This window comes from Qingshengfaniella alkalisoli (assembly GCF_007855645.1).
Lineage (GTDB): Bacteria > Pseudomonadota > Alphaproteobacteria > Rhodobacterales > Rhodobacteraceae > Qingshengfaniella > Qingshengfaniella alkalisoli.
On sequence record NZ_CP042261.1, the window covers coordinates 364,476 to 377,241 of the forward strand.

10 protein-coding genes are annotated in these 12,766 nt (G+C 59.0%); 5 read left to right on the top strand and 5 right to left on the bottom strand.

Annotated elements, in window-relative coordinates; all coding sequences use genetic code 11:
* Positions 1–70 precede the first annotated feature (70 nt).
* Positions 71–1,096 carry a D-xylose ABC transporter substrate-binding protein gene (xylF, locus tag FPZ52_RS01935; protein ID WP_146363177.1) on the bottom strand — a complete coding sequence of 342 codons (1,026 nt, stop codon included), beginning with the start codon at positions 1,094–1,096 and terminating at the stop codon, positions 71–73.
* A gap of 240 nt (positions 1,097–1,336) precedes the next feature.
* Here xylF and FPZ52_RS01940 point away from each other — a divergent pair, with 240 nt between their 5' ends.
* Positions 1,337–2,542: an ROK family transcriptional regulator gene (locus FPZ52_RS01940; protein ID WP_146363179.1), complete on the top strand. Its 1,206-nt coding sequence runs from the start codon at positions 1,337–1,339 to the stop codon at positions 2,540–2,542.
* Positions 2,532–4,085 (top strand): CRTAC1 family protein, encoded by a 1,554-nt coding sequence (locus FPZ52_RS01945; RefSeq protein ID WP_146365625.1) that lies wholly within the window; start codon positions 2,532–2,534, stop codon positions 4,083–4,085. Before FPZ52_RS01940 ends, FPZ52_RS01945 begins: the two co-directional genes overlap by 11 nt.
* Here FPZ52_RS01945 and FPZ52_RS01950 read toward each other — a convergent pair.
* From FPZ52_RS01950 to FPZ52_RS01965, 4 genes are all read right to left on the bottom strand, one after another.
* Complete coding sequence (locus FPZ52_RS01950) at positions 4,079–5,389, bottom strand: cytochrome-c peroxidase (RefSeq protein ID WP_146363181.1); 1,311 nt, start codon at positions 5,387–5,389, stop codon at positions 4,079–4,081. The genes FPZ52_RS01945 and FPZ52_RS01950 overlap by 7 nt on opposite strands.
* Before the next feature lie 79 nt (positions 5,390–5,468).
* Positions 5,469–6,776, bottom strand: coding sequence for a xylose isomerase (gene xylA / locus FPZ52_RS01955; RefSeq protein WP_146363183.1), 1,308 nt, complete (start codon positions 6,774–6,776; stop codon positions 5,469–5,471).
* Entirely contained in the window at positions 6,773–8,224 is a 1,452-nt protein-coding gene (gene xylB, locus FPZ52_RS01960; protein WP_146363185.1) for a xylulokinase, read from the bottom strand. Before xylB ends, xylA begins: the two co-directional genes overlap by 4 nt.
* A 97-nt stretch (positions 8,225–8,321) precedes the next feature.
* The gene (locus tag FPZ52_RS01965; protein ID WP_146363187.1) at positions 8,322–9,953 is read right to left on the bottom strand and encodes an alpha-D-glucose phosphate-specific phosphoglucomutase; all 1,632 of its coding nucleotides are present in this window, start codon (positions 9,951–9,953) and stop codon (positions 8,322–8,324) included.
* A 221-nt stretch (positions 9,954–10,174) separates the two neighbouring features.
* Here FPZ52_RS01965 and FPZ52_RS01970 point away from each other — a divergent pair, with 221 nt between their 5' ends.
* From FPZ52_RS01970 to FPZ52_RS01980, 3 genes are all read left to right on the top strand, one after another.
* A complete protein-coding gene (locus FPZ52_RS01970; RefSeq protein ID WP_146363189.1) occupies positions 10,175–10,807 on the top strand; it encodes an ATP-dependent Clp protease proteolytic subunit in 633 nt (210 codons plus the stop codon).
* A gap of 139 nt (positions 10,808–10,946) precedes the next feature.
* Positions 10,947–12,212 (top strand): ATP-dependent Clp protease ATP-binding subunit ClpX, encoded by a 1,266-nt coding sequence (gene clpX / locus FPZ52_RS01975; protein ID WP_146365626.1) that lies wholly within the window; start codon positions 10,947–10,949, stop codon positions 12,210–12,212.
* Between the two features lie 166 nt (positions 12,213–12,378).
* A complete protein-coding gene (locus tag FPZ52_RS01980; RefSeq protein WP_146363191.1) occupies positions 12,379–12,753 on the top strand; it encodes an NADH:ubiquinone oxidoreductase subunit NDUFA12 in 375 nt (124 codons plus the stop codon).
* Positions 12,754–12,766: the final 13 nt, after the last annotated feature.

The following is a 12,766-nucleotide window of genomic DNA, read 5'->3' on the forward strand; positions in this document are numbered from 1 at the left end:
TCCGAAGTCCTTGCCCAGATAAGGCAACTGCCCCGACCGGTATCGGAGCAGTTGTTTGTTTCAGTTACATTTAGTTGCAGGGTGCAGGGCCGTTTTCGACGCCTTGGCAAAGTGCATCCTGTTCGATCCAACCTGCGTCAACGACGGCGGTCAGGTTGTCGGCGGTGACAGGGACCGGCTCAAGAAACTTTGCGGTCAGTGTCGTCCCGGCGGGCGAGGTCCACTCGGCCGCGCCGTCCACATCGCCCATCGCGGTACCATTGGCCATCGCGACGGCGATTTCACCAGCGGCCTTGCCCAGTTCGCGTGCGTCTTTCCAGACGGACACGGTTTGAGTGCCCTGTGCGATACGGTTCAGCGCGGCATGGTCACCGTCCTGACCAGATACCGGGATACCCTGCATGCCTTGTGCAGTCAGCGCGGCAACAGCGCCACCCGCGGTGCCGTCATTAGATGCAACCACCGCATCGACATTGTTGTCGTTAGCGGTCAGGATCTGTTCCATGTTGCGCTGCGCGTTCGCAGGTAGCCAGCCATCGGTGTAAGCTTCGCCGACGATTGTGATAGCGCCGGAATCAATGGCTTCCTGCAGAACTTCCTGCTGACCGCCACGAAGGAAGTCGGCGTTTGGGTCCGTGGGCGAGCCCTTGATCATGACGTAGTTGCCTTCCGGCGCCTGTTCCAGAACGGCGCGGGCCTGCATGCGGCCAACCTCGACGTTGTCGAAGGTCAGGTAGAAGGCACGCGGATCTTCGATCAGGCGATCATAGCCGACGACCGGGATTCCTTCATCCGCGGCGGCCTGAACGGCGGGACGAATAGCATCGGAATCCTGTGCCAGGATGATAAGCGCGTCAACGCCTTGGGCGATCATGCTTTCGACATCGGAAAGCTGTTTGCTGGAAGAACTTTGCGCGTCGGTCGATACATAGGCGGCACCGGCTTCATCCAGCGCGCCCTTGATGGCTGCTTCGTCGGTTTTCCAGCGCTCTTCTTGAAAGTTCGACCAGCTGACGCCAACTGTCAGGTCCTGCGCAAATGCGGCAGAGGCCGAAACACTTAGCGCGGCAATCGCTACTGTTGTGGTGAGTTTCATTCCAGTGATCCTCCCGTTGGAACTAAACACGATGCGAGCCTAGCAGATTCTGGCGCGCTGCGGCGTTTTAACAGCTTTAAATTTGGAAAAGCAATTAAATAAGGCGCTAACCTTCAGGCAGCGCCTCTTTTTCCCGCCGCAGAAGTGGTGCTAGATGGGGTCAACCTATTTCCTGGATAAATTGATTTGTCTGAGGAATTATTGTAGACGCATCGCATTGATGTGGCAGGGGAGGGCTGCATGATCCGAGATCCCAGAGGCCAAGGCCGACGTTTACTACTGTCGCAAATTCGTAAATCCGGCAAGATCGCCCGCGTTGACCTTGCGCGGAACACGGGGATCAGTCAGGCGACGGTTACGGCGATTACGGCCGAACTGATCCGTGAAGGGCTGATCGAAGAAACCGAGCGCGTGATGGACGGTCGCGATGTGCGCCGTGGGCGTCCGAGGGTGGACTTGAAACTACGCGGCGATTCGCATCGCGTGGCGGGGATCAAGGTCGCGGACAGCTCGCTTTCCGTCGTCGTGCTGGATTTCGAGGGGCGCCTGCTTGCGGAGCATCTCGTTCAGATTGATCGCCGGGCCTATGGAACAGCTGAAATCGTCTCTCAGGTCCAACGCGCACTTTCCGAGGCCGCGGGTATTGCAGGGTTACGAGCCAGTGACATTTCTGGCGTAGGCATCGGACTGGCCGGGTTTATGGACGCCGACAACGGGATTGCACATTGGTCACCCAGCCTGACGGATCGCAACGTTCCGTTGCGGGATATCTTGCAGGAAAGCCTGAACATTCCCGTGTTTCTGGACAACGATGTCAATCTTGTCGCCATGGCGGAGCTGTATTTCGGGCAAGGGCGCAACATCGATGACTTCATCGTGGTCACCATCGAAAGCGGCGTGGGCGCCGGGATCGTGATCGGCGGACAGCTTTATCGTGGTGCACGCGGTTATGGGGGTGAGTTCGGCCATGTTAAGGTGCAGTTGGACGGAGCGCTATGTCGATGCGGCCAGCGCGGATGCCTTGAGGCCTATGTCGCCGATTATGCGCTTTTGCGCGAGGCATCGGTCAGCACACGGTTTGTCGAGACCGAGCAGAACGCGCAACGTATACACAAGTTGATCGACGCGGCGCGCAACGGAGATGCCACAGCCCGCACCATCATCGAACGTGCGGGGCGGATGTTCGCACTTGGCTTGGCCAACCTGGTCAATATGTTCGACCCCGAACTGATCATCATGTCGGGCGAGCGGATGCAATTCGACTTCCTGTATGCTGAAGAAGTCATGGACAGCATCGCCGAACAGACCGTGCATTCGGACATGCGCCCGCCCGAGGTCGTTATCCACAAATGGGGCGATATGATGTGGGCCAAGGGGGCGGCTGCCTTCGCGATTGACGGTGTGGCGGAGCTTGCGATGGAAGGCATGGATGGCAATGCGGCCTGAATTTCTCGTCTTCGCGGTAGCATCGCTTGCGACCGGTGCCACGGCAGATCCGGTCTTCGAACGAAGATCCCAAGGCATATCCCACACCTATGCAGGAGGGTGGGAGCATTTCATTGGTGGCGGCGTCGCTGTGTTCGACTGCAACAATGATCGCATGCCCGATCTTTTTGTTGCTGGGGGCGCGGAGCCTGCGAGGATGTTCATCAACTCCACCGGCGAGATCGGAGCGGAGTTGGCCTTTACAGCGCATCCGTTACCGGATCAGGAATTGGGGGGTGTCACCGGCGCGTACCCGTTGGATATTGATGGCGACGGGCTCTTGGACCTCGCTGTTCTGCGCGTCGGCGCGAACAAACTGTTGAAAGGTGGACCGGATTGCAGCTTCTCGGAGTTCACCAATCTGGGATTCCAAAGCGGTGATCGCTGGACGACGGCGTTCTCGGCGACATGGGAACAAGGGCAGGAGCTACCTACCCTCGCATTCGGAAACTACGTGGATCGCCGTGATCCCAATGGGCCCTTTGAAGTGTGTGACGATAACATGCTCTATCGTCCAGCGGATGGGCTCTATGCAGATGGGCAACCTCTGACTCCCGGCTACTGTACCTTGTCGGTTTTGTTCAGCGATTGGGGGCGTCGCGGTCGTGCCGATCTGCGTGTGTCCAATGATCGCCACTACTACGTGCGCGAGGGGCAGGAACAGATGTGGGCGATGGAAAGCCAGCCAAGGCTTTACACCAAGGAAGACGGTTGGCGTGAATTCAAGCTATGGGGCATGGGCATAGCCAGCCGGGATCTGAGCGGCGACGGATTGCCGGAAATCTACCTGACGTCGATGGGAGATCAGAAACTCCAGTCGTTGGAGGTGAGCGCGGCAGGGCCGTCCTACAAGGACGCAACCTATGAGCGGGGTACCACGGCGCACCGGCCATATTTGGGCGATGACGGACGGCCTTCGACCGGCTGGCATGTCGCGTTCGGCGACGTGACCAATGACGGGCGTGACGATATTTTCGTGGCGAAAGGCAATGTCGAGCAGATGCCTTCGAGCGCGATGAAGGATCCAAACAACCTGTTGATCCAGCAAGCGGATGGACGTTTCGTCGAGGCCGGCGATAGCGCAGGTGTCGCCACGATGGAACGGAGCAGGGGTGGTGCTCTGGTGGATATGAACATGGATGGCTTGCTGGATCTTGTCGTGGTCAACCGCCGTGCGCCACTGGAAATTTACCAGAACATATCGCAACCGGAGGGGCACTGGCTCGCCGTCGGACTTGAACAGTCGGGCCACAATAGGAACGCGGTTGGGGCATGGATCGAACTGGATACTGGCGATGCGGTGATCGCGAGAGAAATCACTGTAGGCGGCGGTCATGCCAGTGGAACGCTGGTGCCGGAACATTTCGGTTTGGGTGATGTCGATACCGTCCGGCTGCGCGTGATCTGGCCTGATGGCGCGGCAAGTGACTGGGAACAATCCGGGGTCGATCGTGCGGTGCTGGTTGGACGCGACGGTGACGCGATTGTGGTCAGCGACTATTGATCAACGGGCAATCCGCTGGGGACGGATTCTGGCACACCTAGGCGGCCGTCTTCCGCGACAGGGTCAGTCAGGGTTTCCAGAAACGCGATGATCTGATCCAGCTTATCGTTCGGGAGCTTCACCCGCTTCAACTCGTTTGCTGCTTCGATTGCGGCCATCTCGTCAGGGTCACTGAGAACACGTTCGTCATTCGCGTTGGGCAGACGGGGCAGAGCGGCCTGCGTGATGTCATACTGCTGTAAGGCAGAAACAGGGTCCAGGTGATGTCGGACCACGGCTTCGAGCGTCGCATATGCCCCGTCATGGCCGTAGGGTGCGGTCATCGTAATGTTGCGCAGCGGTGGTGTGCGGAATTTGTAGGCGTCTGACGGATCTCCGGTCACCCGCATCCGCCCGATATCCTTGGCGTGGGTTTCGAACCTCTCTGCCTTTCCCGGGCCGAATTGCGGCATGGCGATGGCATGAAACCGATGGTCAGTCTGGAACTGCCCCGAATGGCAGCCGCTGCATCCGGCCTCGCCGTAAAAGAGCGCCATTCCTTCGACCGCTTCGGCGGGCAGCGGATCACCACCGCGCAGGAACTGATCAAATGGGCTGTCATCCGCGCGCCACTCGAACGTAATGAAGGCAGCGAGCGCATTGGAGATGTCGGTAAAGCGGATCGGAGCATCCGTGCCTATCACCTGATCAAAGCGTTCGCGGTACTCGGGAACATCGTCGACACGGCTTGCGATGATGTCCCAGGCGCCGCCTTCATGGGTCAGAAAGCCTTGGCGAACCGCTCTTGCCACGTCGTTTTCGGTGTAATGGCCGGCCATCTCATCGGGTGACAGTACGGGAAACATCGTCTGGGCTGACAGGACGGAATCGAAACCCATGACCATTTCGTCTTCCAGTGGGGTTCGTAAGCCGGACGGACGCGACGCATCCGCCTCCAGCCGTCCGTCATGGAACATCACGGTGAATTCTGGTGCGCCTATGTTGAACAGCGCTGTCGCATTTCGGGGCACGCGTTGCTCCGGAAGGTTGTCCGGGTCGGCGCGCCGTTCCGGACCAAGCCCATGCGCGCCGTCACCCAGCCCAAGCGACAATCCGTCCGACGTGCCGAGCGAAGGGTGATGGCATGACGCGCAAGATACCTCTTTGCTGCCGCTCAAAATCGGGTCGTAAAACAGGAGTTGGCCGAGCTTGATTTCCGCGTCGGAGAATTCGGGGAATACAGCATCCGCTTCAGGCAGTGCGAGGTCCGACGCAGAAACCGCCGTCCCTCCGAGCAATGCAATCAGGATCGCGATGCGTCCCATGTCTCCCCCTTGCTTGCAATCCGGGCGGCGTACCGCCCGGGCTGGCTTATCTTACCCGCATCGAGCGGGTGCGTCGTAATCAGACGAACCGATTGACGTAATTTTCCAGAACTTCCTGGCGTCCCGATTGCGGCTGCGGGTTGATGTTCTCGGATACAACCCGGTCGAAGATGGCGTCAAGCGAACTGTCCAGCATTGCTTTCGCTTCGGGTTTCTCCCAGCCAGCGTAGCGATCCTTCAGCGCGTCTTCCAATCCGCCGTCTTCCAGCATCGCGGCAGCAGCTTTCAGGCCGCGAGCGCAGATGTCCATCCCGCCGATGTGGCTGGCGATCAGGTCTTCTGCGTCGAGCGACTGGCGGCGCAGCTTGGCGTCGAAGTTGGTGCCGCCTTGCGTGAAGCCGCCCGCCTTTAGGACGTGGTAATAAGCCAGCGCAACTTCCGGCACGTTGTTCGGGAATTGGTCGGTGTCCCAGCCTGACTGATAATCGTTGCGGTTCATGTCGATGGACCCCAGCACACCCAGCGCGGCGGCGGTGGCGAGTTCATGCTCGAAGCTGTGACCGGCCAGAATGGCGTGGCCCTGTTCGAGGTTCAGCTTTACCTCGTTTTCCAGCCCGTATTTCTGCAAGAAGCCGTAGCAGGTCGCAGCGTCGTAGTCATACTGGTGCTTGGACGGTTCTTGCGGCTTGGGTTCGACAAGGATCTGACCCTCGAAGCCGATCTTGTGCTTGTAGTCCACCACCATGTTCAGGAAACGGCCCATATGGTCCAGCTCCTGTTTCATGTCGGTGTTCAGAAGCGTCTCGTAGCCTTCGCGACCACCCCACAGCACATAGTTTGCACCGCCCAGCTTCTGGGTCGCGTCCATGCAGGCCTTCACGGTCGCAGCGGAATAGGCGAACACATCGGGGTCGGGGTTTGTGGAGGCACCGGACATCCAGCGGCGGTTGGAGAACATGTTCGCCGTGCCCCAAAGCAGCTTCACCTTGCTGCTTTCCATCTTCTGGGCAAAGTAGTCGATGATTGCTTCGAAGTTCTTCAGGCTCTCGGCGAAGTTGTCACCTTCGGGTCGGATATCCGCGTCATGCCAGCAGTAGAACGGATTGCCGAGGATCTCGAACATCTCGAACGCCACATCGGCTTTCAGCTTGGCAAGATCCATATTGTCCTGCGGATACCATGGGCGGTCGAATGTGCGGCCGCCAAATGGGTCGCCACCTTCCCACGCGAAGCTGTGCCAGTAGGCGACCGCGAAGCGCAGATGGTCCTCCAGCCGCTTGCCCGCTACGACTTCGTCCGGGTTATAGTGATGGAAGGCCATCGGGTTCGTGCTGTCGGGGCCTTCGTATGTGATGGCGTCGATGCCGTCGAAAAATCCTGTGCTCATTGGATCGCCTTTATTGCAGGGTAGGTTGCGCGGAACTTCTGATAGGCCTCGTCATAGGCCGCTGTCAGATCCCCGCGCGGCTCGATGGTGCCCGCCACCTTGGGCGCGGTCATCACGGTTTCAGGGGCGGCACCGGTGGCCGCGCAAATGGCCAGCCGGACCGCGCCGAGGGCAGCGCCGAATTCGCCTTTCTCGGGCAGATCGACCGGCAGGTTCAGCAACGTGGCCAGCATCTCCACCCAATAGCGGGATTGGGACCCACCGCCGATTGCCAGTAGGCGGTTTAATTCGGTGCCGGTGGATTTCAGCGCCTCAAGGCTATCGCGCAGCGCAAATCCTACGCCCTCCATGACCGCTTGGGTCAGCTCTTTCTGGCCGGTTCCGATGTCCAGCCCGATCAGTGCCCCCCGGATGGCGCTGTCATTATGCGGGGTCCGTTCGCCCGAAAGATAGGGCAGGAACCGCACGCTTCCGGGGCCGGAGATCGTGTTGCCCACCATTGCGGACAGATCGGCGGCGCTGTGGTCAAGATTGCGGGACAACCAGTTCAAACTATCGGTCGCGGCAAGAATAACGCCCATCTGGTACCAAGTGCCGGGAATAGCATGGCAGAAGGTGTGAACTGCAGAGCCCGGCTTGGGCGCGAAACTGTCCTTGGCGGCCAGCAGAACGCCTGAGGTGCCAAGTGACACAAACCCATCGCCTTCACGCAGCGTTCCCACACCGCAAGCCGCCACAGCGTTGTCGCCGCCGCCGCCCGCGATCACCACATCTTCCGACACGCCCCATTCGCGGGCCAGGTCCGGACGAATCCTTCCCGCGACGTCGGATCCCTCGACGAGATCCGGCATCTGGTCGCGGCGCATGCCTGATGCCGACAGCAATTCTTCCGACCAGTCGCGCGCGCCGACATCCAGCCAGGATGTGCCTGCGCTGTCGGACATGTCGGAGATATATTTCCCTGTTAGCCAGTGGCCGAGGTAATCTTTGGGTAGCAGGACTTTCGCGACTCTGGCGAATGTATCCGGTTCGTGTTTTCGGACCCATGCGAGCTTCGGAGCGGTGAAGCCCGGAAAGACGATATTGCCGGACAGGTCGCGCACGCCGGGGGTTTGGTCCAACTGAGCAGCCTCGACATGGCTGCGCGTATCGTTCCACAGGATGCAGGGCCGAAGCACCTGTCCATTTTCATCCAGCAATGTGGCCCCGTGCATGTGGCCCGAAATTGCGATGCCCTTCAGCGCGGCGAACTCCGTCGGGTGGTTTGCCTTCAGCTCTGCCGCCGCAGCGCCCAGGGCACGCACCCAGTCGTTCGGATCCTGTTCGCTCCACCCCGAATGGGGATGGTTGACAGGGTAGGCTTGCTCGGCTGATGCAAGGATATCGCCGTCGACCGTGGCCAGCAGTGCGCGCAGGCCCGAGGTGCCCAAATCCAATCCTAGAAACATGTCTCCTCCGCTTCGTCGTTGTCCTACATCCGACGTTTTAATTTTCTTGTCAAAGTAAAAACGGCGGCGTCCTGGGCAACCGCCGCCAATTCTGAGCTCAGGTTGTCACATCCGGCCCGTTTCTGCCGGTGCGTTGCTTAATTCCGGCAATGTCGTCTGCTGCAGCTACGATGTTCGACAGCGCACGGCCCGGCTCCCACGCCAGTTGATCTTCACGGTGGGTGTAGCTCTCCAGATAGACTCGCAGTGTCGCGCCGACTGTGCCGGTACCGGACAGGCGGAAAACGATTCGGGCACCGTCGTCGAACATAACACGAATGCCTTGGCCCTCGGCTTCTGACCCATCAACCGGATCAAGGTAGGAAAACTCGTCTGCCTTGGCGACGGTGTGGCCATAGAAGCTGTGACCTGCAAGATTTGGCAACTGCCTACGCAACCCGTCCATCAGATCGATCGCGTCATCCTTGTCAACGCCTTCGTAGTCGTGACGGGAATAGTAGTTACGACCATAGGTCTTCCAGTGGTCCGCAAGAATGTCGGCGACGGATTTGCGGGTCTTGGCTAGAATCGTCAGCCACATCAGCACTGCCCAGACGCCGTCCTTTTCGCGCACGTGGTCGGAGCCGGTGCCAGCGCTTTCCTCGCCGCAAAGTGTTGCGCGTCCTGCATCCAGGAGGTTACCGAAGAACTTCCAACCGGTAGGTGTCTCGTAACAATCGATCCCGAGCGCCTCGGCCACCCTGTCCAGGGCGCTCGAGGTTGGCATGGAACGTGCAACCCCGCTCAGCCCTTCAGCATAGGCGGGCGCCAGATGCGCGTTGGCGGCGATCACCGCAAGGCTGTCCGAGGGCGTCACGTATATTCCACGCCCGAGAATCATATTGCGATCACCGTCGCCATCCGAGGCCGCTGCGAAATCCGGCGCATCGCTGGACATGACCAGATCGACCAGCGGTTTGGCCCAGATCGGATTCGGGTCCGGGTGGCCTTTGCCGAAATCCGGCAGTGGTGTTGCGTTTATCACGCTGCCCGTCTGCGCCCCCAGCCTGTCTTCGAAAATCGCCTTTGCATACGGGCCGGTGACCGCGTGCATTGCATCGAAACGCATGGTGAAACCTGTCTTGAACAGGTCATGCAGCGATTTGAAGTCGAATATCTCCTCCATCATGGCGACATAGTCGGCTACAGGATCAACGATCTCGATCTGCATGCCTGCCAGTTCTGTCATGCCGGTCGACGACAGGTCGATGTCCTGAGTCTCGATGATGTGGTAGGATTCGATTTCCTTCGTGGCGGCGAAGATTGCGTCGGTGATCTTCTCGGGCGCAGGCCCGCCATTGGCCGCGTTGAACTTCACGCCGAAATCGTCATCAATTCCGCCAGGGTTATGGCTGGCCGACAGGATAATTCCGCCATCGGCCTTACGCTGACGGATCAGGTTGGAGGCCGCTGGGGTTGACAGGATCGCGTTCTGGCCAACGATCACCTTGGCTGCACCGGATGCCGCTGCCATGCGAAGGATGACTTGTGCTGCACGGTCATTGAAGTAGCGCCCATCCCCCCCCAGAACGAGTGTTTTGCCCTCGACGCCCCCGATCGCGGTCCAGATGGATGCGACGAAGTTTTCCAGATAGTGCGGTGCCATATAGGTACGGGTTTTGGCGCGCAGACCTGATGTACCTGGTTTCTGACCGTCGATGGGCGTTGTCTTGATGGTGATCCGTTCCAAACCTGTCTCCTTGATGGGCTGCCTCATCTGACGCCAACGCATAAGGCTCGCGTCGGTTCGGCACATTGGTCGCATTGGTCGCATTGGATTACATCTGTGCGACGCGGGCAAGATGAACACCTGAGGTCGGCAAGTTTGGGCCCGCCCCTTGCAGCCCCCTTCATGCGCTACTAAGACTCTGGCTGATACGGGTTAGGACCAATTTGAGCAGGCAGGTCAAGATGCAAGATCCCAACGAATTCTACATGAACACCCTCGTACCCATGGTTGTCGAACAGACATCGCGTGGCGAGCGGGCCTACGACATTTTCTCGCGCCTGCTGAAAGAGCGTATCATCTTCGTGAATGGTCCGATCCATGACGGGATGTCGACGCTGGTCGTGGCGCAGCTTCTGCATCTGGAGGCCGAGAACCCGACGAAAGAGATATCGATGTATATCAACTCGCCGGGCGGCGTGGTGACCTCTGGCCTGTCGATCTACGACACGATGCAGTACATCAAGCCTGCTGTGTCGACGCTGGTGGTCGGTCAGGCGGCTTCGGCGGCATCCTTACTGCTGATCGCGGGTGAAAAGGGTATGCGGTTCTCGCTGCCGAACAGTTCGATCATGGTGCACCAGCCATCAGGCGGCTACCAGGGGCAGGCGACCGATATCATGATCCATGCCGAGCAGACGTTGAAACTGAAGCGGCGGCTGAACGAGATCTATTCCAAGCATTCCGGTCAACCTGTCGAGGTGGTTGAAGAAGCACTGGAACGCGACCGCTACATGTCGCCTGAAGAGGCGAAGGAGTGGGGCCACATCGACGAGATCGTGGCCAAGCGCGGTGCGAGCGACGGAGACAAGGGCTAGAACGCGACGTTCGACCTGTGTGTGGCTGGCGATTTTGGCGTTGTAGATAGATTTTCGCTGCCCTAAGCTGAAGAGACGAACGGGTAGCGTGCAACCCTGTATGGGATAAATTCGAGGCGCGCGGCCTTGGAGGTGAATGATGGCGAATAACTCTGGCGGTGATGGCAAAAATACACTCTACTGCAGCTTCTGTGGTAAGAGTCAGCATGAGGTCCGCAAGCTTATTGCAGGACCGACCGTGTTCATCTGTGATGAATGCGTCGAATTGTGTATGGACATCATCCGGGAGGAAACGAAATCGGCCGGACTGAAATCATCCGAAGGTGTTCCGACACCCAAGGAGATTTGCGAAGTTCTGGACGACTATGTGATCGGTCAGGCCCACGCCAAGCGGGTTCTGTCGGTTGCGGTGCACAACCACTACAAGCGTTTGAACCACGCGTCGAAATCGGCAGATATCGAACTGTCGAAGTCGAACATCATGCTGATCGGACCTACGGGCTGCGGCAAGACACTGTTGGCGCAGACGCTGGCGCGTATTCTTGATGTGCCGTTCACGATGGCTGATGCGACGACGCTGACCGAGGCGGGTTACGTCGGCGAGGATGTCGAGAATATCATCCTGAAGCTGTTGCAGGCCTCTGAATACAACGTCGAACGCGCGCAGCGCGGCATCGTCTATATCGACGAGGTCGACAAGATCACGCGCAAGTCCGACAACCCCTCGATCACCCGCGACGTATCGGGCGAGGGCGTGCAGCAGGCGCTGTTGAAGATCATGGAAGGCACGGTGGCCTCGGTTCCTCCGCAGGGCGGGCGCAAGCATCCGCAGCAGGAATTCCTGCAGGTGGACACGACGAACATCCTGTTCATCTGTGGTGGCGCGTTTGCAGGACTCGACAAGATCATTGCACAACGTGGCAAAGGGTCGGCGATCGGCTTTGGCGCGGATGTGAAGGACGAACAGGAAAAAACTGTTGGCGAGACATTCAAGGAATTGGAGCCGGAAGATCTACTGAAGTTCGGTTTGATCCCTGAATTCGTAGGTCGTTTGCCGGTGATCGCGACGCTGGAAGATCTCGACGAAGATGCGCTGGTCACGATCTTGACGGAGCCGAAGAACGCGCTCGTCAAGCAGTATCAGCGTCTGTTCGAACTGGAGAGCACGGATCTGACTTTCACGGAAGATGCGCTTCGTGCCATCGCGCGCCGCGCAATCGCGCGTAAAACCGGCGCGCGCGGGCTGCGGTCGATCATGGAAGATATTCTTCTGGATACGATGTTCGACTTGCCGGGGATGGACAGCGTTGAAGAGGTGGTTGTTAATGAAGAGGCGGTCACATCGGATGCCACGCCTCTGTTGATCTACTCCGACCGTAAGGAAGAGCCGGTCAGCGCCAGCTAATACTGCTCGCGAATTTGATAACAAGGGGCGCGTTATGCGCCCCTTGTTCGTTTCGGGCATATGCTCCTACGTGGTCACGGTCATTCGATCTGTACGCGATGTCACGAGACTGGACCTCGGGCGGTGAATCGGCCATATGAAAGCAAGACATGTCGGGAGATGACGAATGAACGTGCTTGGTCGCGCAGTTGCCTGGTGGTACAGCCAGACCGTCGGGACGCAGATTTTCACTTGGCGCAAGGGTGTCAGGGTTGGCGAGGACGATCAGGGGAACATCTATTACCGCAACGGCGATGACACGAAGCGCTGGGTGATCTACAATGGCGAGATCGAGGCCAGTCGCATTGCTCCTGATTGGCACGGCTGGTTGCACCACACGTGGGATGAGCCGCCGACAGACAAGCCACTGGTTCACAGGAAGTGGGAAAAGCCGCATCAGGAAAACCTGACGGGTACCGCGCTGGCCTACGCGCCAGCAGGTTCGATCCGGCGCGAGCAGCCGGTTGATCGCAGTGATTACGAGGCATGGAGCCCCGAATAAGAGGGTAGGCCAG